The sequence below is a fragment of the Microbacterium mitrae genome (assembly GCF_008017445.1).
GTDB lineage: Bacteria > Actinomycetota > Actinomycetes > Actinomycetales > Microbacteriaceae > Microbacterium > Microbacterium mitrae.
Genome location: NZ_VRSW01000002.1, coordinates 233,725 through 254,958, shown reverse-complemented (window position 1 = coordinate 254,958; position 21,234 = coordinate 233,725). Strand labels below are relative to the sequence as shown.

Annotated in this window: 19 protein-coding genes; 4 read left to right on the top strand and 15 right to left on the bottom strand. The window is 64.1% G+C overall.

Going from position 1 to position 21,234, the window contains the following annotated elements; all coding sequences use genetic code 11:
* Nucleotides 1–112 precede the first annotated feature (112 nt).
* Both FVP60_RS08045 and FVP60_RS08040 read left to right on the top strand, forming a co-directional pair.
* The gene (locus tag FVP60_RS08045) at nucleotides 113–2,275 is read left to right on the top strand and encodes a S9 family peptidase (protein WP_281289122.1); all 2,163 of its coding nucleotides are present in this window, start codon (nucleotides 113–115) and stop codon (nucleotides 2,273–2,275) included.
* A gap of 8 nt (nucleotides 2,276–2,283) precedes the next feature.
* Complete coding sequence (locus tag FVP60_RS08040) at nucleotides 2,284–2,655, top strand: hypothetical protein (RefSeq protein WP_147825750.1); 372 nt, start codon at nucleotides 2,284–2,286, stop codon at nucleotides 2,653–2,655.
* A gap of 678 nt (nucleotides 2,656–3,333) precedes the next feature.
* On the opposite strand, the gene FVP60_RS08035 is transcribed toward FVP60_RS08040, so the two are convergent.
* The 14 genes from FVP60_RS08035 to FVP60_RS07970 form a co-directional block, all read right to left on the bottom strand.
* Entirely contained in the window at nucleotides 3,334–4,140 is an 807-nt protein-coding gene (locus tag FVP60_RS08035; RefSeq protein WP_147825749.1) for a type IV toxin-antitoxin system AbiEi family antitoxin domain-containing protein, read from the bottom strand.
* 378 nt (nucleotides 4,141–4,518) lie between these two features.
* Entirely contained in the window at nucleotides 4,519–5,547 is a 1,029-nt protein-coding gene (locus FVP60_RS08030) for an ATP-dependent 6-phosphofructokinase (RefSeq protein ID WP_147825748.1), read from the bottom strand.
* A 209-nt stretch (nucleotides 5,548–5,756) separates the two neighbouring features.
* Nucleotides 5,757–7,901, bottom strand: coding sequence for a DEAD/DEAH box helicase (locus FVP60_RS08025; protein ID WP_147825747.1), 2,145 nt, complete (start codon nucleotides 7,899–7,901; stop codon nucleotides 5,757–5,759).
* Nucleotides 7,902–8,095: 194 nt separating this feature from the next.
* Nucleotides 8,096–10,336, bottom strand: a complete 2,241-nt coding sequence (locus FVP60_RS08020; protein WP_281289121.1) for a heavy metal translocating P-type ATPase — start codon at nucleotides 10,334–10,336, stop codon at nucleotides 8,096–8,098.
* Nucleotides 10,333–10,539: a heavy-metal-associated domain-containing protein gene (locus FVP60_RS08015; protein WP_147825746.1), complete on the bottom strand. Its 207-nt coding sequence runs from the start codon at nucleotides 10,537–10,539 to the stop codon at nucleotides 10,333–10,335. Before FVP60_RS08015 ends, FVP60_RS08020 begins: the two co-directional genes overlap by 4 nt.
* A 208-nt stretch (nucleotides 10,540–10,747) precedes the next feature.
* Nucleotides 10,748–11,611, bottom strand: a complete 864-nt coding sequence (locus tag FVP60_RS08010) for an aldehyde dehydrogenase family protein (RefSeq protein WP_147825745.1) — start codon at nucleotides 11,609–11,611, stop codon at nucleotides 10,748–10,750.
* Nucleotides 11,608–13,050, bottom strand: a complete 1,443-nt coding sequence (locus FVP60_RS08005; protein WP_147825744.1) for an aldehyde dehydrogenase family protein — start codon at nucleotides 13,048–13,050, stop codon at nucleotides 11,608–11,610. Before FVP60_RS08005 ends, FVP60_RS08010 begins: the two co-directional genes overlap by 4 nt.
* Nucleotides 13,051–13,057: 7 nt before the next feature.
* A complete protein-coding gene (gene deoC, locus FVP60_RS08000) occupies nucleotides 13,058–14,068 on the bottom strand; it encodes a deoxyribose-phosphate aldolase (RefSeq protein ID WP_147825743.1) in 1,011 nt (336 codons plus the stop codon).
* A complete protein-coding gene (locus FVP60_RS07995; protein ID WP_147825742.1) occupies nucleotides 14,065–14,994 on the bottom strand; it encodes a sugar-binding transcriptional regulator in 930 nt (309 codons plus the stop codon). The genes deoC and FVP60_RS07995 overlap by 4 nt, the downstream gene beginning before the upstream one ends.
* A 150-nt stretch (nucleotides 14,995–15,144) precedes the next feature.
* The gene (locus tag FVP60_RS07990; protein WP_147825741.1) at nucleotides 15,145–16,077 is read right to left on the bottom strand and encodes a bifunctional riboflavin kinase/FAD synthetase; all 933 of its coding nucleotides are present in this window, start codon (nucleotides 16,075–16,077) and stop codon (nucleotides 15,145–15,147) included.
* On the bottom strand, nucleotides 16,074–16,487 hold the full coding sequence (locus FVP60_RS07985; protein ID WP_147826008.1) for a hypothetical protein: 414 nt from the start codon (nucleotides 16,485–16,487) through the stop codon (nucleotides 16,074–16,076). Before FVP60_RS07985 ends, FVP60_RS07990 begins: the two co-directional genes overlap by 4 nt.
* 42 nt (nucleotides 16,488–16,529) lie before the next feature.
* Nucleotides 16,530–16,910 (bottom strand): hypothetical protein, encoded by a 381-nt coding sequence (locus FVP60_RS07980; protein ID WP_147825740.1) that lies wholly within the window; start codon nucleotides 16,908–16,910, stop codon nucleotides 16,530–16,532.
* Nucleotides 16,907–17,806, bottom strand: coding sequence for a tRNA pseudouridine(55) synthase TruB (truB, locus tag FVP60_RS07975; protein ID WP_147825739.1), 900 nt, complete (start codon nucleotides 17,804–17,806; stop codon nucleotides 16,907–16,909). The genes FVP60_RS07980 and truB overlap by 4 nt, the downstream gene beginning before the upstream one ends.
* Nucleotides 17,806–18,435, bottom strand: a complete 630-nt coding sequence (locus FVP60_RS07970; RefSeq protein WP_147825738.1) for a nucleoside/nucleotide kinase family protein — start codon at nucleotides 18,433–18,435, stop codon at nucleotides 17,806–17,808. The genes truB and FVP60_RS07970 overlap by 1 nt, the downstream gene beginning before the upstream one ends.
* Before the next feature lie 47 nt (nucleotides 18,436–18,482).
* Here FVP60_RS07970 and FVP60_RS07965 point away from each other — a divergent pair, with 47 nt between their 5' ends.
* Together FVP60_RS07965 and FVP60_RS07960 are read left to right on the top strand one after the other, a co-directional pair.
* Entirely contained in the window at nucleotides 18,483–19,391 is a 909-nt protein-coding gene (locus FVP60_RS07965) for an HhH-GPD family protein (RefSeq protein WP_147825737.1), read from the top strand.
* A complete protein-coding gene (locus tag FVP60_RS07960) occupies nucleotides 19,388–20,719 on the top strand; it encodes an MFS transporter (RefSeq protein WP_147825736.1) in 1,332 nt (443 codons plus the stop codon). Before FVP60_RS07965 ends, FVP60_RS07960 begins: the two co-directional genes overlap by 4 nt.
* 80 nt (nucleotides 20,720–20,799) lie before the next feature.
* Here FVP60_RS07960 and rbfA read toward each other — a convergent pair whose 3' ends face one another.
* Complete coding sequence (rbfA, locus tag FVP60_RS07955; protein ID WP_147825735.1) at nucleotides 20,800–21,234, bottom strand: 30S ribosome-binding factor RbfA; 435 nt, start codon at nucleotides 21,232–21,234, stop codon at nucleotides 20,800–20,802.

Below are 21,234 nucleotides of genomic sequence, written 5' to 3'. Positions count from 1 at the left end.
AGTTCACCGTTAATTCACGAACCGGCAACCGGCCAGATCAAATCTTTTCATCCCCATGCGATCTGGTCAACTCAACACTAGACCTTTGGCTACCAGCGGGTAGCGTTAAGGCGTGACTGAACGACTCTCAGCGCCTCGCGCGCGCCAGCATCCTCAGGCCCGCACGCACCACGGCGATACTTTTATGGATCCGTACGAGTGGCTACGCAACAAGGAGAGCGAAGAGGTCATCTCCCACTTGACCGCTGAGAACGCGTTCACCGAACAGGAGACCGCGCACCTCGAGCCGTTGCGCGAAACCATCTTCCAAGAGATCAAGTCGCGCACCCAGGAGTCTGATCTGTCGGTTCCGACCCGCAAGGGCCAGTGGTGGTACTACGGCCGTACGGTCGAGGGGCAGCAGTATGGCATTCAGTGCCGCGCGCCGCTCAGCTCGGTCGACGATTGGACCCCGCCCGTCCTCTCCCCCGACGCCGAGGTTCCGGGCGAGCAGATTCTGTTCGACGGCAACGCCGAGGCCGAAGGTCACGAGTTTTTCTCGCTCGGCAGCTTTGATATTTCGCGCGACGGAACCCGCATGCTGTGGGCGACGGATGTCACGGGAGATGAGCGGTACACCATTCGAGTGCGCGATCTTGTATCCGGCGAAACGTTTGCCGATGTGATCGAAGGCACCGCGGGCGGCGCCGAGCTGACCCCCGATGGCCTCGGCATCATCTACACGACGGTTGATGAGGCGTGGCGCCCCGACACCGTGTGGCTGCACACCATCGGCGGCGATGTGACTGCGCCGACACGACTGTTTCACCAGCCCGACGAGCGATTCTGGGTCGGCGCGGGATTCTGCCGCTCCGACCGTTACCTCATGATCGGACAAAGCTCATCGATCACCAGTGAGGTGCTGCTGCTTGATTCGACGGACCTGCTGGCGGAACCACGGATCGTGTGGCCGCAGGTGGAGGGCGTGGAATATAGCGTCGATCATGCCGTGATCGAGGGTGAAGACGTGCTGTTTATTGTGCATAACGACGGCGCGCTCGATTTCGAGCTCGTGCGCGTTGCCGCGGCCGATCCTCGCGGTGAGCGGACCGTGGTCATGCCGCACACCCCGGGCACCCGCATTCTGGATGTCGACTGCTTCCGTGATTTCACGATCGTGGAGTATCGCCGCGAGGGGCTCGCTCGCATGGCCAAACTCGACCACGCAACGGGCTCGGTCGATGAGGTCTCATTTGATGAGCCGCTGTTTGCCGTTGGCGTGAGCGGGAACTCGGAGTGGGCGCCGCAACTCATTCGCTTCGGCTATGCGTCATTCGTCACCCCTGGTTCCGTCTTCGACTGGAACCCAGTGACCGACGAGAAGTTCCTGCGCAAGCAGCAGCCGGTGTTGGGCGGCTACGACCCCGCTGACTACGGGCAATCTCGCGTCTGGGCGCGTGCAGCCGACGGCACCGAGGTTCCGGTCTCTCTCGTCTGGAAGCGCTCTTTTGGTGAGCCAGGGGCGACGCCTCGCCCCGTTCACCTCTATGGTTACGGTTCATACGAGCACTCCATCGACCCGGGGTTCTCATCAATGCGGCTCTCGGCGCTTGATCGCGGCGTGATTTTCGCCGTGGCGCACGTGCGCGGCGGCGGCGAGATGGGGCGAGCCTGGTACGAAGACGGCAAGCTCATGGCCAAGAAGAACACCTTCACCGACTTCATCGCGGCGGGAACGCATCTCGTGGAGTCGGGCGTCACGACGCCTGACCGCATGGTTGCCGAAGGCGGCAGTGCAGGTGGCCTGCTGATGGGTGCTGTGGCGAACCTCGCTCCCGAGCTGTTCGCTGGCGTGTTGGCGTCGGTTCCGTTTGTCGATGCGCTGACCACGATTCTTGACCCGTCGCTCCCCCTCACCGTCATTGAATGGGACGAATGGGGCGACCCGCTGCACAACGCGGACGTCTATGAGTACATGAAGTCCTACACGCCATACGAGAACGTGGCCGACGGCGTCGCGTACCCGCGAATTCTCGCCGTAACCTCGCTCAACGATACTCGCGTTTACTATGTGGAGCCGGCCAAGTGGGTCGCTCGCTTGCGCGACGTCGGCGCCGATGTGCTGTTGAAGTGCGAGATGGTCGCCGGGCACGGTGGTGTCACCGGGCGCTACAACTCATGGCGCGAACGCGCGTACGAACTGGCGTGGATGTTTGACGTGCTCGGTGTTGCCGGGGCATCGGCGGATGCGGGGGGTGTCGGTGCGGGTTCTGCGGATGCTGGGGGCGTTGAGTGAAGGCGCCGATGTTCATTCCCAACCCGATGCGGGGCGAAACGGCCATTGCGATGGCCGCACAGCTGCGCCGAACCATCGCGATCTTGCTCGGCGCGGTCATTAGCGCCGGTATTCTCGGTGCCGCGCTGGTCTACTTTTTCGTCGAGCTTCCGCTCCTCGCCGGAGTTCTCCTGCTGATGGAAGTCGCGTTTGCCGTCTTTGTCCGCCTACAGTATCCGCGATTGGTGGCCGCACGGCACCGCGATCTCGTTGTCGCCGGTTCCTACCTCTCCGGAATCGAAATCAATCAGTTCGCCCAGCCGCAGCAATTGTGGGACGCCGCCGTCGCCGTGCGAGACAGCGGCGACAAGGCGCGCGCCCGCATGATCCTCGGCTCCTAGCCCCCTCCGATCGGAACCAGGGCTGGGTGCCTGCTCCTGGTTCCGCTCTCACGTTCCCAAATGTCGGACGCCCCGGCGCGACACGCCGGAAAAACGCTCCCACGCACCCACCGAACACCATCCGTTCCGACATTTGGGAAACCCGGGGCGGGTTCGCGGAACCACGGGCGCCGTTCGGCGGGCATCCACGGGCCCGGGGCGCGGAACCAAGGGCTGCGGAACCAAGGGCTGGGTGTCAGCCCGCGGTTCCGGCATCCCGTTCCCAAATGTCGGACGCCCCGACGCGACACGCCGGAAAAACGCACCCACACGCCGAAGGAACACCATCCGTTCCGACATTTGGGACACGCACGGGGGCTGCGCGGAACCGGGGGCGAGGTTAGGCGCGCGCCCACGGGCCCGCGGCATGGATCCGCGGGCCGGGTGCCAGCCCGCGGTTCCGCCGCCCAAATGTCGGACGCCCCGGCGCGACACGCCGGAAAAACGCTCCCGCATGCCCAAGGGTCACCATCCGCTCCGACATTTGGGATACGCGCGGCGGCTCGAGGCGGAACCATGGAGCGGCAAGCGAAGCCGCAGGAGTATGCGCGGTTGCGGTACAAGTCGACGGACGTGCTGTCCGAAATTTCGCGATGAGTGTCGGTCAAGGCGCGACGGCAACGCGATCGGATCGTGCGGCTACAGCATCGCCAGGATGGTATCGCGTACGAGCGGCCAGTCGTAGATGACCATTGCGTAGTCGAAGCGGAGCACTCGCCAGCCGGCCTTCGCCGCGTTGGCGTCACGCATAAGGTCCTTGTGGCGTTGGGACGGGCCGTCGTGATTCTCGCGCCCATCGAGCTCGACGATGAGGTTACCGATCACAAGGTCGACGCGGCCAACACCCTCGATTCTGACCTGCGTCCGCGTGCTGACGCCCAACCGACTAAGCCGCAAACGAACCAGAGATTCAAGCCCACTTTCGGCATCGCTTCGGGCGAAGTCGACAAGCTCTGCGAATCGGCGAGTGACGTTGGATCGAATCCAGGCACGCTCGTCGCTCGATAGGAGCCGCTTGTTCAGCGCGGACTCAAGTGCGGCGAAAAACACCTCTTCACCCATACATCGCGCCACTTGCACGAGTGCGATTGCGACCGACGTGATTCCCAACCCCGCCGTGAACGCGCTCCGGTGCACAACGCACGCGCAACCCTCGTGCCAATGGTTCCGCGCCCGAGGTGAAATCCCGACATGGAGGGTTGACGATTCGTCATGCACCCACACACCATGCGCGCGCAGCGCACTCACGCAGGCCATGGTTCCGCCGTGTTGTGCAGCCGTCGCTGCGAGATGGCTGGCATCCGAGCAGTAGATTCCCTGCCGCACGCGCACCAGGAGGTTCGCGTCAAGCGCCCGCCGGATCGTTTGCTTGGTCACGCCCGACGCGATGAGGTCCGCCGTGCGGCAAACCCCACCGGCCTCGAGAATCACCCGATTGTCTGTCATCCCAACAGCCTCGGCGAATCACGCGCCGGCGATTACCGCCGCTCAAGACTGGGGACAAAATGGCTCGACCGACCGAGTGTGCAGGAGGCTCCGGTTGCCAAATGTCGGACCGATATGCACGACACGCCGAAGACACGGCCCCTCGCGCTTCGTGGCGGCCTCGGTTCCGACATTTGGGAAGCTCACCGCACGCCACGGCCCGAGAAGAATCGGAAAAGTCGGAACCACGGAGCACCGACACCACGGAACCACGGAGCACCGGAACCCAGGGGGCACGGAACCCCGAAACCCCGGGGGGCACGGAACCACGAAACCCCGGAACTCACGAACCACAAAACTACAGACCCCCGGCACCGCAGGGCACAGGGCCGACGAACGTTAGCCGAAGAGGGCTGCGGCTTCGTCGTAGCGGTACTGCGGCACGGTGTTCAGCTCGCCGAGGGCGTCGGAGAACGGCACGCGTACGATGTCTGTGCCGCGCAGGGCGACCATTTCACCCCAGGCTTCGTCGACGATGGCGTCTGCGGCATGCAGGCCCAATCGCGTGGCCAGCACGCGGTCAAATGCAGAGGGTGAGCCGCCGCGCTGAATGTGACCAAGAACGGTGGAGCGCGTCTCGATGCCAGTGATGCGTTCGATTTCGGGGGCCAGAATTTCGCTGATGCCACCGAGGCGCGGGCGGTTGAATGCGTCCAGACCCTTGTCACTGAACGCCTCTTCCATCCCCTTGAGCTTGAAGCCTTCGGAGACGACAACCAGGGGCGCACGGCCACGGTCGTGAGCGGATTGTACGAGTGCGGTGATCTCGTCAAGCGACATTGGATTTTCTGGAATGAGGATGGCGTGTGCGCCAGCCGCCATGCCGGCGTGAAGCGCGATCCAGCCAACGTGACGGCCCATAACTTCGGCCACCATGCAGCGCTGGTGGGAGTCGCCTGTGGTGCGCAGGCGGTCCATAGCTTCGGTGGCGATGTTCACCGCGGTGTCGAAACCGAAGGAGTAGTCGGTGGCGCGCAGATCGTTATCGATGGTCTTAGGCACGCCGACGACCTTGATTCCGTCTTTTGATAGACGATCGGCGGCTGCGAGCGTTCCCTCGCCGCCGATGGCGACGATGCCGTCAATGCGGTGACCAAACAGCGTCTTAGCGATGTTCTCGGCGCCGCCGCGGTCTCCCTCATAGGGGTTAGTGCGGCTCGTGCCGAGAATGGTGCCGCCCACCTTCGACAGGCCCTTCACCTCATGACGAGTGAGCGGCACGAAGTCGCCCTCCACCACGCCGCGCCAACCGTCGCGAATGCCGACGAACTCCAGATCGTAGGAGGTTGTTCCCTTGAGAACGATCCCGCGGATAACCGCATTGAGTCCGGGGCAATCGCCGCCGGACGTCAGAATGCCGATCTTCATGATGCCTGCTTTGCTGGGGAGGGAAAGGGGATCGGGCGACGCTGCCTGTTTCGACCATAGTGGCCAGCGCAACAGAACGCCATTCCGCCCCCGCCGATTTTCCCGATTCTTACGCCGCTCCGCACCACAAACGCGAAAAAATTCCCACCTCCCGCGGCGAAATGCAAATTTCGTTGCTAAGAAGTGGGAATTTTCACTCGTGACGGTTCTTACCGACGAAGCGCCTCGCGCAGCAGGTGCATGAGCGCCGACAACTGCACCGAGTCTTGCGATCCGGGTTCCACCACCACGCCGTCCAGCGCCCGCAGCGCAAGACCCTGCTTCTGGTCGATGAGCTCCGCGATCTTGGTGTCGAGCGTGTGGGCCGCGATGATGCGCCACGCCGTTACCGGCTCGTCCTGGCCAATACGGTGCACGCGGTCAATGGCCTGCGTCTGCTCGGCGGCCGTCCAGCTCAGCTCAGCCAACACCACGTTGGACGCGGCCTGCATGTTGAGGCCGACACCCGCCGCGGTGAGCGAACACACCGCGATGGACACTTCGGGGTCATTGTTGAACGCGTCGATCGCGGCCTGGCGAGCCGTTGACGTCTGATCGCCGCGCACCGAAACGGTCTTGAGCCCGTTGACGGCAAATAGCGACTCCGCCTGGTTCATGACGTCAATGTGCTTGGCGAAGAACACCACCTTGCCCACCGAGCGTTGCAGTTGCACGGCGTAGTCCGCCGCGAGGCCGGCCTTAGCCTGGCCAATCTTGCGCACCATCGTGAACACGTTGTCGCCGCCGGCGTCAGCGTTCTTCGACTCTTCAAACTCGTGTTGCGCGACGAGACGCACAATGTCTTCGTCAATGCCGCGGGTCTCGCGACCGCGCGCCTCAATGATGCGGCGGTACTTCGCCGCCATGCGGTCGCCCAGCTCGCGCTCTGCAGCCCGGATGGAACGGCCGAACTCGTCATCAAGCTGCACCGGCATGTCGGCAACGAGCTTGTCTGGCAGATCGGCAGCGACGTCCTTCTTCTTACGACGCACGATACCCATCGAGATCACGGCCTCGCGCGCCTCCGGGTAGAAGGCCTTATCTGCTGGCGTCAAGCCGGTCGCGTCCAGCTTCTCCATCAGCACGGAGCCGGGCTTCTCCCCCGTCGTCCATCCCAAGAACCGCCAGATCGCGTCGAAGTCTTCGACGTCATTGATCAGAGGCGTACCCGTCAGCGCGATCATGAGCGGGTCACCGCCGGGCGTCTGCTCGCGCACGCGGCTCGCGAGGGCGAGCACGTTCTGCGACCGCTGTGATGACAGGTTCTTGATGAAGTGAGCCTCATCTACCACCATCCCGCGCAGGCCAATCTTGCCCAACCATGACAGGTGGCGATCCAAAATCTCGTAGTTGACGATAAAGATGTCGGCAAACGCATCGATTGCGTCGCCGTCACCCTGAATCACCGTGGCGCGACGCTGCGGCGTCCAGCGCTCGACCTCACGCGCCCAGTTCATTTTCACGACATTCGGAACCACGACGAGCAGCGGGTACGCGTTCGCGACGGACGCCGCGATAACCGACTGCGCCGTCTTTCCGAGGCCCGGCTCGTCCGCCAGCAAGAACGAGCGGTGGCCGGCGCGCACCGACTCGACGAACCGGGACTGGTGTGCCATCACCTCAAGACCCTTGGGCGAGATGTGATCGAACTCCGGAACCGGGGGGAGCGCCATCGAGGCGACCGACCCGCCCGCGCCCTGCTCAAATGCCTTGTAAAGCGGGCCCATGAGGTCCCACCCATCGAGGCGTCGGCGCGGCGTCTCCTTCGGAATCACGCGCGACAGGTCCGGCGTCAAGAACGGGTTCGCCTCAATACGCGACTCCACCGCCGGCGGCGTCACCTGACGTTCGGCGAGGGCTGCCGGAACCACGGGAGTGACGGCCACGGGGGCAACATCAGTGATGATCAATTCGTCAGGCGCAAGCTCCGCTCCCGACTCCAGCAGCCAGTCGCGGCGCATGCGCTTGGCAACGGGGCTCGTTGCCGAGTCAACCTCGAGCAGCGGGATGATCGAGGTATCGCGCGCTGCCGTCTTGGCGAGAATCTGTGCGACGCCGTCGAGGCGTTTCAGCAGCTCTGCGCGCGTTGCGTCGCTGATCTCGGCGTCACCCTTGACCCTGGCGCGCTCTTCGCGCACGAGGAAGGCAATGACCTGAAACTTGACGCGGTTGGTCGGCCCGAGCTTGCCTTTTTGCGCTTTGGCCTCAACCTCGCGCACTTTGCGCGCGAGGATCGGGATGATGGGGGCGTCGTCGTCGCGACGAGACGACGACTTGCGCCGCCGTGATGCTGATGCTGTTGCCGAGCTCGGCATGCTTCTCCTGAGTGTGAGCGGAGCAATAAGGATGATTCCACGACGTGAATCATGCGGGAGCGCCCACCTGATATGCGGGACAGGGCGCAATCTTGCGCTGCCCGTCTGCAGACTCCGCTTCAGCGGAAAGCGAGACGGGGCGAAAGACTCCCCACAACCATCCTAGGCTAAACCCTCACAAAGGTCAGCCCCGTTCAACGAAACGCGCGAAGACGCAGACTGTTCAGCACCACGAACACGCTGGAGAACGCCATGGCCGCGCCGGCCAGCATGGGGTTCAGCAGACCCAGCGCCGCCAGCGGAATCGCCGCGACGTTGTAACCAAACGCCCAGAACAGGTTTCCGCGGATCGTCGACATGGTCTTGCGTGAGAGGCGGATCGCGGTGGCCGCGGCACTCAGCGACTGCCGCACCAGCGTGATATCGCTGGCGTGCATGGCCGCATCGGTTCCGCCGCCCATCGCAAGCCCCAGATCAGCCGCGGCAAGAGCCGGCGCATCGTTGACGCCATCGCCGACCATTGCAACGGACCGGCCCGCCGCCTGCGCCGCGCGCACGGCCGCAATCTTGCCCTCGGGGGTAACGCCAGCAGTGATCTGCGTGATGCCAACGGCCTCGGCGGCGCGCAGAGCGGCCGCCTCATTGTCGCCGGTGAGCATTTGCACTTCGACGCCCAACTTTCGCAATTGAGCAACCGCCTCGGCGCTGTCATCGCGCACCGCATCGGCAACAAACAACACGCCTTGAACGACCTCACGCCCGTCGTCGACGCGGCCAGCAACGATGGTGGTGGTGGCGGCTTCGCGGATGGCCTCGGCGAGGGCGAGCGGAAGCGTCTCCAACTCCCCCACGTCCAATCGGCGAGCGAACACCGCAACGCCGTCAACGGTTCCGGCGACGCCACGGCCCGCAGTCGATACGAAGTCAGTAGCGAGCGGAACCTCAGACGCGGCCGTCACGATGGCCCGCGCGACCGGGTGCTCCGATGACGCCTCGATGGCTGCGACGCTTCGCAAGAAGTCGTCGCGCTCGACTCCCGCCACCGTCACAAACGACACCAGGGTCATGGTTCCGGTGGTGATGGTTCCGGTCTTGTCTGCGAACAGCGTGTCGATGCGCCCCGCCGATTCAATCGCTTCTGGGCCGGTGATCAAGATTCCGAGCTGGGCGCCGCGGCCGGTGCCAACGAGAATCGCGACGGGCGTTGCCAAGCCGAGCGCGCACGGGCAGGCGATGATCAGCACCGCGACGGCGGCGGTGAAGCCTGCGGCGACAGAACCACCAAATACGATCCACGCGACGAGCGTGATGATCGAAAGCAGTATCACGATGGGTACGAAGACACCCGAAATACGATCGGCGAGGCGTTGCACGGCGCTCTTGCCCGTTTGTGCGTCTTCGACCAGGCGAGCCATGGCCGCGAGGCGCGTGTTCTCGCCGACCGCGGTGGCCTCCACCACGAGGCGTCCGTCGGTGGCGATGGTGCCGCCGGTGACGATTGATCCGGTTTCGACCGCGACAGGTTCGCTTTCGCCAGAGAGCATGCTGGCATCAACGGCTGCGGCGCCCGAAACCACCATTCCGTCAGTCGCGATTTTCTCTCCAGGCCGCGCCACAAACCGGTCGCCGACCTGCAGCTCATCGATCGGCACGGTCGGGCCGTCACCGCCCGCGATCGTGGCCAGCGTGACATTCTTTGCGCCGAGGTTCATCAGCGCACGCAGCGCATCGCCCGCGCGTCGCTTGGACCGGTGCTCGATCCAGCGGCCGAGTAGCAAGAAAACGGTAACGCCGGCAGCGACCTCAAAGTACACGAGCGAAGTCGCGTCATGCACCGGACCAAACAGCACGACCTCATGCGTCATGCCGATCTCACCGGCGTTGCCGAAGAACATGGCCCAGACGCTCCAGATCAGCGCGGCCGACGTGCCGAGTGTGATGAGGGTATCCATGGTCGCCGTGCCGTGACGGGCATTTTGGAACGTGGCCCGATGGAACGGCCAGCCGCCCCACACCACGATCGGGATGGTGAGCACCATCGCCATCCACTGCCAACCCGGAAATTGGAGTGCCGGAACCATGCCGGTCGCGATCACCGGAACGGCAAGAATCGCAGAGACCAGCAGACGGGTACCGAGTTTGGTGCGCCCCTCGTCGGCGTGATCATGTTCGTCCATGGCGGCGGGCTTGGACCCCGCCGCCCGAACGCGTGCGCCGTAGCCTGCCGATTCGACGGCGGCGATGAGATCGTCGTCGCTCACGCCGGCCGGAATCGAGACCTTGGCAGATTCGGTCGCGAGATTAACGGCGGCCTGCACACCCGCGACCGACGCGAGGCGTTTCTCAACGCGAGCAACGCAGCTCGCGCAGGTCATTCCTTCGATGTCGAGCGTCGCCGCGCGAAGCTCATCATCGGCGTGCAGGGCCGTACTCACGCGCGACCTGCGAACGTGTAGCCAGCTTCGGCGACGGCCGCAGCAACGGCGTCATCGCTGACGTCGCCGGTGACGGTGACCGTCTTTGCGCCGAGGTCAACCACGGCGTTTTCAACGCCAGCGACGCCGGAAACCTCGGTGGTGACTGATCCGGCGCAGTGTCCGCATGTCATTCCCTCTACGAGATAAGCCTGGGTGGTCATGATGCTCCTTGTTGTCGTGCCATCGCGATTGTTCATCGCTCACTAAGGTCAAGTGTATACCCCCCAGGGGTATTCCCAATGCGCGAACGAAAGTTCAAAAAGAACAGGCCCCCCACTACTCATCAGACCGTCGCGGCCAAAACACAATGACCCAAGCGGTCGAAACCGCCCGGGTCATTGCCCTTCCGCCACCTGGCGAGTCAGCGCACTAAATCATCGACTTGGTGTGCCACACCGTCTTCGTCTCGGTAAAGAACGTGATGCGCGACAGCGCAGGTGCAGTAGCCGACGCGCCACGCTCGGGCGAGGTCACGCGCTTGAGCGTTTCGGCTGCACGCTGCTGCAGGTCAACCCAATCGAGGTCATCCGCACCGACGAGGTCAAGCGCGTTGACGTCTTGGTGTGAGGCAAGCCACGGCGCCATCTCGGCTGGGGAGCCGGTGAGCACATTAACGACGCCACCCGGAACATCGCTGGTAGCAAGAACCTCGGCGAACGAGATGGCCGACAGCGGAAACTTCTCACTGGCAATCACGACGACCGTGTTGCCAGCCACGAGGGCCGGCGCAACGGATGAGACGAGACCAAGCAGAGCCGAATCCTGCGGCGCAATGATCACCGCGACGCCCGTTGGTTCCGGTACCGAGATGTTGAAGTACGGCCCAGAAACCGGGTTGGCGTTACCCGCGACCTGAGCAAACTTGTCGCACCAGCCCGCGTACCAAACCCAGCGGTCGATGGCCTCATCGACCTGCGCGCCGGCGACGGCCGCCGTCACGCCCTCCTGGTCGACGATCTCCTGCACGAACTGTGCGCGGCGCCCCTCGAGCACCTCCGCGATGCGGTACAGCACCTGGCCGCGGTTGTATGCGGTGGCGCCTGACCAGCCCTTGACGGCAGCGCGGGCTGCCTTCACGGCATCGCGGGCGTCCTTGCGCGAGGCGAGTGCCGCGTTCGCGAGAAACTCTCCGCTCGGCGAGGTTACCTCGTAGGTGCGGCCCGATTCGCTGCGCGGAAACGCGCCACCGATAGCCAATTTGTAGGTCTTCGGAACCGTGAGACGCTTGCTCATGCGGATGCTCCCTTCAGGTAGGCGGCGAGGCCCTGACGGCCACCCTCGCGGCCATAGCCGGACTCCTTGTAGCCACCGAAGGGGCTTGCCGGGTCAAAGCGGTTGAACGTGTTGGCCCAGATGACGCCGGCACGCAGACGGTCAGCGACCGCAAGAATGCGCGATCCCTTATCCGACCAGATGCCAGCCGACAGACCGTACGGCGTGTTGTTGGCCTTCTCAATAGCCTCACCCGGCGTGCGGAACGTCAGAATCGACAGCACCGGGCCGAAAACCTCTTCGCGGGCGATGCGGTGCGAAGCCTGCACCCCGGTGAAGATGGTCGGGGCAAACCAGAAACCGTTCTCCGGAATCTCGCACGCCGGGCTCCAGCGCTCGCCGCCCTCAGCCTCGCCGATGGCGCTGAGCTCACGAATACGCTCCAGCTGCTCCCGCGAGTTGATGGCACCGATGTCGGTGTTCTTGTCAAGCGGGTCACCCAGACGAAGTGTCTGCAGGCGGGTCTTCAGGCGATCGACGACCTCGTCGTGAATCGACTCCTGCACCAATAGGCGCGAGCCTGCGCAGCAGACGTGACCCTGGTTGAAGAAGATGCCGTTGACGATGCCTTCAACAGCCTGCTCAAGCGGCGCGTCATCAAACACAATGTTGGCGGCCTTGCCACCCAACTCCAGGGTCAGGCTCTTGTCGGTGCCAGCCACCGTCTTGGCGATTTCGCGGCCAACGGCGGTCGAGCCGGTGAACGCGACCTTGTTGATGTCGCGGTGGCGCACCAGGGCTGCACCGGTTGCTCCGGCACCCGTCACGATGTTGACGACACCGGCAGGAAGGCCTGCCTGCTGCACGATCTCGGCAAACAACAGCGCCGTGAGGGAGGTTGTCTCTGCAGGCTTGAGGACCACGGTGTTGCCTGCCGCAAGTGCGGGAGCAACCTTCCACGCCAGCATCAGCAGCGGGAAGTTCCACGGAATTACCTGACCGGCAACGCCCAGCGCGCGGGGGTTTGCGCCCAGGCCCGCGTAGTCAAGCTTGTCTGCCCAGCCGGCGTAGTAGAAGAACCAGGCGGCGACGAGCGGAACATCGACGTCGCGGCTCTCCTTGATGGGCTTGCCGTTGTCGAGCGATTCGGCGACAGCCAGCTCGCGTGCACGCTCCTGAATGATGCGTGCGATGCGGAACAGGTACTTGCCGCGGTCGCGCCCGCTCATCTTCGACCAGGTCTTCTCAAACGCCGTGCGTGCGGCCGCGACCGCGGCGTCAACGTCGGCCTCGTCAGCGGCCGAGATCATCGTGATCTTGGTTTCGTCTGCGGGGTTGATGCTGGCGAAGCTGGTTCCGTTACCTTCGCGGAACTCGCCGTTGATGAACAGTCCGTACTCGGACTGCAGGTTCAGCACCGAGCGCGACTCGGGCGCGGGTGCGTATTCAAGAAAGCTCATGTTGGCCTCAGGCGATCGTCAAGTAGTCGGGTCCGGAGTAGTGTCCGGTTGTCATCTTCTGGCGCTGCATCAACACGTCGTTGAGGAGGCTCGAGGCGCCGAAGCGGAACAGGTGCGGAACCAGCCACTCCTCGCCCAGCGTCTCAGCCACCGTAACGACGTACTTAATCGCGTCTTTGGCTGAGCTGATGCCGCCGGCCGGCTTCACGCCGATCTTCTCTCCGGTAAGCCGGTGCCAATCGCGCACGACTTCAAGCATCAGCAGCGTCACCGGCAGGGTCGCGGCCGGCTGCACCTTTCCGGTGGACGTCTTAATGAAGTCGCCACCGGCAAGAATCGACAGCCACGACGCGCGCTTCACGTTGTCGTAAGTGTTGAGCTCGCCCGTCTCCAGAATCACCTTGAGGGACGCATAGCTGCCATCCTCGCGGCGGCAGGCCTCTTTCACCTGCACGATCTGGTCATAGACGAAGGCGTAGTCGCCGGCGAGAAACGCGCCACGGTCGATGACCATGTCGATTTCATCGGCACCGGCGGCGACGGCATCCGCCGTGTCGGCAAGCTTGATCGCGAGCGATGAGCGGCCAGAGGGGAACGCCGTCGCAACGGCCGCCACCGAAATCTTGCCGTTATCGGGGTCGCCGTGCATGGTTCCGAGCGCCGCAACGGCATACGGAACCATGTCGCCATACACGCAGACAGCTGCGGGCCGCGGGCAGCTCGGGTCCGAGGCATCGGGGTGCATGGCTTTCGCAACGAGCGAGCGAACCTTGCCCGGAGTGTCGGCGCCCTCAAGCGTGGTCAGGTCGATGAGCTCAATGATGCGGTCAAGCGCCCACGCCTTCGAGCTCGTCTTGATCGAGCGCGTGCCCAGGGCGGCGGCGCGCTGTTCCAAGCCGACAGCGTCGACACCCGGCAGACCGTGCAAGAAGCGACGAAGCGCCTCGTTGCTCGGTTCACCACCGAGAATTTCGACCGCCCGCGCACGCAGCGCTAGGTCAGTACTAATGTTGTTCATTCGTTCTCCAACAGGTCACGGGCGGTGCCCTCGTCTGTAATGAGGATGGAGCACAGGCCGTTAACTACAACGGCCCGGGCGATGTCACGCTTCGCTTCACCCGACACCACAAAGATGCCGCGTTGCGCTGTGCGCAGTGTGTCAAGTTCAAGCCCGAGGGTGCGGGCGTCAAGAGCCGGGTCAACAATGTTGCCGTTGGCGTCGATATAGCGGCCGGTGATGTCGCCGACTGCTCCCTTGCTGGCAAGCAACGCGACCTCACTTCCGCGCAAGTAGCCGCTCTCGATCAGGGCCGAGTGTGAGTCGTCAACTCCCGCCGAATACAGGTAGGCATCGGCGCGACGAGCCAGGTCAAAAACGCCCGCAACGGTGCGGTCAGCCATGATGGCTTCCTTCGTCTCGCGGCGTTCCAAAATGGCGGGGCCCGGCAGCAGTACCACTTCGCCTCGCCCCTTTTGCGCGATCGTCGATGCGAGGGTGGCAGCAGTGCCAGCGCGTCGATTGAGGGTCACTCCGCCGTTGATTTGCACCACCGTGACGCCGGTCGCCCAGGCCTCCGGCAAGCGTTCGGCAACGGCCGTGAGGGTACGGCCCCAGCTCACGCCGAGAATCTTCGGCACGGGGCGCATTGCGGCGAGATAGTCGGCGCCGGCTTGTGCCACGGCGCTGCCGGCGTCTGCGCCTTCGGGCCGCGGAACCACGACAGCGTCCGCAAGATTGAAGTGTTCGCGCAAATCGCGTTCGAGGCCGAGTCGGCGGGCACGAGGGTGAATGATTTCGATGCGTACGATGCCTGCTTCGCGGGCGGCCGTCAGCAGGCGTCCCACCTTCCAGCGTGAGATGCCTAGTAGTGCACCGACTTCGTCTTGCGTCTTGTTCTCTTCGTAATAGAGCTCGGCGACGCGCACGGCAAGTAGCTCATCCATCACCTAAAACGGTAGCCCCGCGGAATGCTCAAATCAACATTAGTTGCTGGATTTGCTCATATGAGCATGCCTCCGTGCGCGGGTGCGCAGGCGCGACAAACACCGACAGTCGCGCACGTGGCGGCGAAGGGTGCGATGCGGGCGCAGGCGCTACGACAGAATCTGACGCGTACGCTCGACGTCGTCCGTCATCTGCTCAATAAGTGCCGGAATGCCGCGGAAGGCGACCATGCCACGGATGCGTTCGACAAACTCAACGACGACCTGCTGGCCGTAGAGGTCGAGATCGGTCTCGTCGAGCACGTACGCCTCAACCTGACGAACCTCCACGTCATCGAACGTCGGGTTAATGCCAACCGAGATCGCGGCGCGGCGATGAATGCCGTCTTCGGTGAGCAACCATCCGGCGTACACCCCGTCAGCCGGAACATCGCCCTGGCTTTGCGGCGACAGGTTGGCGGTGGGAAAGCCGAGTTCTCGACCGCGCTTGAGGCCGTGAACCACCTCTCCGGCAACGGCATGCGGCCGGCCGAGTAGCCGTGCTGCCGTTGCAACGTCGCCCTCGGCAAGAAGCTCACGAATGCGCGTGGACGATACTCGGTCGCCCTCGTCGGTGACGTCCCCAACGGCGTCGACGGTGAAGTCGAAGGTCTCACCCATACGGCGAAGGAGCTCGGGATCGCCTGCACCACGGTGGCCAAAGCGGAAGTCATGCCCGAGCAGCACCGTCTTGGCGTTGAGGTTTGCGACGAGTACCCGCTCGACGAACTCTTCTGCTGTTACCTGGGCCATCGCCTCATCGAAGGTGAGAACCAAGACGGCATCGATGCCGGTGCCGCCGAGCAGCTCGATCTTTTGCGCAAGGCTGACCAATTCGGTCGGGCACAGCTCGGGGCGCAGCAACGCCAGCGGGTTTCGGTCAAAAGTCACGGCGACGGTCTTCGCGCCGCGGAGGCGAGCATCGGCAATCGCCTTCTCCAGCACGAGACGATGCCCCGTGTGCACGCCATCGAATTTTCCGATCGCGACGACCGTCGGACCAAAGTCGGCGGGAATCTCGTTCGGATCGGTGAAGACGATCATGCAGCGACCTGCTCACGGCTGGCGGCCACGGGCGCCGGCTTGTGTGTCGTCAACCACCACAGCCCCAACACCGGCAGCACCAGCGGAATCCAGACGTATCCGCGACCGTAGTACGACCACACCGTGTCGTGAGCGAACAGATCCGGCATCACAATGCTGAGGGTTCCGATCGCCAACACCCCGACCAACTCAAAGACAATCGCCACCCAGGCGACGAGGTACCACCCCGGACGCCCGGCGAAGATCAGCGCCAGCGTCGCGAGAATGTAAACCACCGCGGAGGCGGCCGACAGCGTGTACGCAAGCGGGGCCTCGTAAAACTTCTCCGCAATCTGCACAAAAGAGCGGCCACTTGCACCCAGCGCCATGATGGCGTAGAGGATCACCAAGACCCGACCGATGCCGGTCATGCGTCGATTGACGGGCGTTGCTTCAGAAGTCACTAGACAATCTTAGGCGCCGGTAACCGGAGTGGTGACCGTCCAGATGACTTCCATGCGCCACATCATGATGGCAACAGCGATGGCCACAACACCCATGATCACGGTTGACCACTTGGTGCGGTCAACGAATGCCCAGACCACGCCGCCGACCGGCAGCAGCACCGCCGAGATCAGGTAGGTCCAAAACTCCAGCAGGCTCCCCGCTGGCGGATTGCCGGCGAACGGGGCGATGATCGCGATCACAACCTGCACCAGCAGCAACACTTCGACGAGCGCGATGGCACCGACCGTGAGGTCGCTAGGTACCTTGCCCCAGAGCCCCATCACGATGCAAATCAGCGCGGCGAGCGCCGTAATCGCCACCACGGTGAACGTAAACCAGGTGATCACGCCTGAACCTCCGGCATATTCATGATGCTCTTCACGGTTGTTCCTCGCCGCTCCACGACGCCGATGAGCTCACCATCTGGATCAATGGCGGCGGCCGGATAGCTTGCCGATCGGTCGGCGCCTGCAATCTTCTTGCCCTGGCGGAGGTCACGCGCCTCATCGGCGGTGGTGGCGATGACCGGCATGACCAGCCCTGCCGCCGCCGCTGGCTGTAGAGAGACGGAACCAATGCTGTCGGCATCGCTTGCCTGCGCCACCTCAAAAGGGCCAACGTGGGTGCGCCGCAGGGCGGTCAAATGTCCACCAACGCCCAGACCCGCACCGAGATCACGAGCGAGCGCACGAATGTAGGTGCCGCTGGAGCAGTCAACGACAACGTCCAGGTCGATCACGGCGCCGTCGCGGCGCTGTGCGACCACGGCGAATCGCGATACCGTCACGTCGCGCGATTTGAGTTGCACTTCTTCACCCGCGCGCACCAGATCGTAGGCACGTTTTCCACCGACCTTGATGGCCGAAACCGAACTCGGAACCTGCGAGATGGTTCCGGTGAGCGCAGCAATACCCTCGGCAATAGCGGCGTCAGAAATGTCGCTAGCGTCGGTGCTGGCAACCACCTCGCCCTCGGCGTCATCCGTTGTGGTCGCTTGGCCCAGCCGGATCGTCGCCTCATACGTCTTGTCGAGCCCAACGAGGTAGGTGAGCAGGCGCGTGCCGCCCTCAACGCCGAGCACGAGCAGGCCGGTAGCCATGGGGTCCAGCGTGCCAGCATGCCCGATTTTGCGGGTGCCGATGGCGCGGCGGGCGCGGCTCACCACATCGTGGCTTGTCATGCCGCCAGGCTTGTCGACCAGCACAATCTGCGCCGCTGGTCGCGGCTTGTCGTTCGACGCCATCAGCAGAAGTCTCGATAAATCTGGGTGGGCACCGCCGGGTTGGTGTTATCGACCATGACCGATGCGACTCCCGCAGGCTTTGCATTCTTCAGGTAGGCGAATTCCGCGTCGGTGTACGGCCGCTCGGCCGTCCGTCCCGGTCGATGCGCCAACGCGTTCTCTGCCGTTTCAAGCCAGATCGACCAGTTCGCCAACCCGCGCAGCTCGGGTGCCAGCACGCCGGTTCCACTCAATACCAGCACCGCATCCGCCGGCGCCGTCACCCACCGCGACTCCAATGGCGCATCGCGATTCGCGTCCCACGTACCGAGTTGGAACCCGCTGGTCGCGGAATCGAGTGCGCCGCTGCGAAACGGGTCGATGAGGGCTCGGCGGACAGCGTCTTCATCAACAATGACGCCACGTTCGGCCTGATCTGCCCGAGACAGGTGAAAATCGCGCAGCCGGGCGTGAAAAGCCGCGACGTTGTCTTCTTCGATGATCTGAACAAACTGCGACGCGAAGGCGTCGACGGCCTGGGCATCGATCCCGTCGATCGCGACGACGATGCGCCCGGCCGGATACAGCTGACGCAGTTCGCCGCGAAGCTCACGCAAGAGCGTGTTCGCTGGTGTGATGGGCAAGCGCATGCCTCTAGCCTACGACCAGTCGGCCCGCGTGACCCTACAGTGGAAGGGTGCACCGGCTCGCTCCCCCACTGATCGATTGGTACCGCGAGAACGCGCGTGACCTGCCGTGGCGCGACCCTGACTTTGGGGCGTGGGGCATCTTGGTGAGCGAATTCATGCTGCAACAGACGCCCGTCACCCGGGTGATTCCACGGCTCGAAGAGTGGCTGATGCGGTGGCCAACACCCGCGCACCTCGCGGCGGCGCCGGTTGCCGATGCTGTGCGGGCGTGGGCCAATCTTGGCTACCCGCGCCGCGCGATGTGGTTGCACCAGGCTGCGGTCGAAATCACCGCACGCCATGGCGGCGTAATCCCGCGCGATGTTGACGCGCTCCTGGCTCTCCCCGGCATCGGTGATTACACCGCGAGGGCCGTCGCGGCGTTCGCGTACGGGGAGCGCGTGCCGGTCGTAGACACCAATACCCGACGGGTGCTGGCTCGCGCCATTGAGGGCAAGAGCCAGCCAGGCCCGGCCGCCAAACGCGACCTCGCCGTCATGGCCGAGATCTTGCCGACGGAACCAATAGCTGCCGCGATCGTGAATGCCGCGGCTATGGAGTTGGGGGCGGTGGTGTGTACGGCGCGAAGCGCACGGTGCGAGCTCTGCCCGCTAGCGTCGTTGTGCGCGTGGCGAGCGGCCGGTTACCCGGACACCGGCGATACGCGACCCAAGCAAGCTAAATACGAGGGCTCTGACCGTCAGGCGCGCGGGGCCGTGCTTGCCGAGCTTCGCGCAGCCGATGGTTCCGGGGTTCTCGTCGATGCGCTCGTGACGCACTGGCCAGACTCCGATCAGCGTGACCGCGCCATCCTGACCCTGCTCGCTGACGGGCTCATTGAGACCGTTGGCGACATGGCACGTCTTGCAGGCGACGGGCGTTCGACGGCACGCGCGGGCGCGACAATAGACGTGTGACCACTCCCCCTCAGCATCGCTCCTCGGCCCGCACGTGGCTTGCGATGGTTCCGATGCTCTTGGGCGTGCTGATTGGCGCGCTCGCCATCAGCGCCACCACCACCGCATTGCCCGCGATGCGCTCTGACATGCACATGACTGACGCGGCAGCGATCTGGATTGTCGATATCTATCCGCTCGCACTCGCCGTGACGCTCGTCATCGCCGCTCGCGCGGGTGACCAGTTTGGCCGTCGCACCGTCATGATGCTTGGTCTCGTAGGATTCGCCGCCTTCAACCTGATCGGCGGCATGACTGACTCGGTCTTGGTGCTCATCATCATGCGGGCACTCCTCGGCGCGAGCGAGGCGATGGTCATTGCCAGCGTCGTCTCGACAATTGGTGCGGTGTTTCAGCCGGGTGAGCGCGTACTCGCCTATGGTCTGTGGACGGCGACGTTCGGTGCAGGCAGTGCCTTCGGGCCGGTTGCCGGCGGCATTCTTGCCGAAGGCCCTGGCTGGCGGTGGACGCTTTATGGCGGCATTCCGCTGGCGATCATTGCGCTGCTGCTGGCGCTGTTTCTAGTTCCGAATACCCGCACCGCCCGCGCACCGCACTGGGACGCTCTCAGCATCGTGACATCGATCATCGCGCTCGGTGGGCTGGTCTATGCCCTGCAGCACGTCGCGCTGGAGCCGGTCGTCGCGATCGTTGTTGGCGTGATCGGCGCGGCCGCCGGCGTCACCTTCGTGCGCCGACAACGGCAACTGAGCGATCCGTTTATTGATGTTGGACTGTTCCGCATTCGCGACTTCTCCATCGCCTACGTGCGCATTATTGCTGGCACCGGCGCGTCGGCCGCGACCGTGTATCTGGTGAGCTTGCACCTGCAAGATGCCCGCGGCGAGACGGCCCTCACCGCCGGTTTCGCACTGCTGCCGCAAGCGATCATGATTGCCATCGGCGGCGTGCTTGCACCAACCCTGTTGCGATGGCTCTCGAGCAATGCACTCACGGTCGCAGCTCTGGCGATGCAAGCCATAGGCCTCGTGTGGCTGGCAACCGACCCCGCCAGCCTCGTTGGCGCGCTCCTGTTTGCGGGCTTCGGCTTTGGCCTCATCGGCACGCTGACCGCCGCCGCACTCTTTGACGCCACTCACCCCGAGCAGGCCGGGCAGGTGGGCGCGATTCAAGAGGTTGGCTTCGCGCTCGGCAGCGGCCTGGGTGTGGCGGTGCTGGGAACCATTGCGCTGGTCGCCGGAACCAATGGCTACGCGGTCGCGCTGGTCACGGGTGCGGCCCTGGTCATTGCCGCGGCCCTGCTTAACCCTCGGCTTACGCGCGCGTAACTCACGCGCTGATACGACGAGCGCCGCCACACTCAGCGTGGGGCGGCGCTCGTCGTATGCAGACTTGGTGTTGGTCTGCGTCAGTCTTCGTCGTCAGCCTCTCGGGGCTTCTGATAGGGGTCTTCTTCGCCAGCGTACTGAGCGTTTGCGGCGAGTCCCGCCACCGCCTCGTCACGCTCACGCGCTTCGCGCAACAGCGCGGAGATGTGATCGGCGTTCTCCGGCAGAGCGTCAGAGATGAACTCCAACGTCGGAACCAGGCGCACACCGAGGTGCTTGCCGACCTCCTTGCGAAGCATGCCCGTCGCTGCGGTCAAAGCCGCGGCGCTGTCGGCACGCTCTTCATCGGTGCCCAGCACCGTGTAGAACACCGACGCGTGCTGCAGGTCGCCCGTGACCCGAACTTCTGTGATGGTCACGAAGCCGAGGCGCGGGTCTCGCAAACCCTTGTCGAGGCGTTCCGCGAGAATCACGCGGATGCGGTCGGCCAATCGTCCTTGACGTTCACCAGCCAT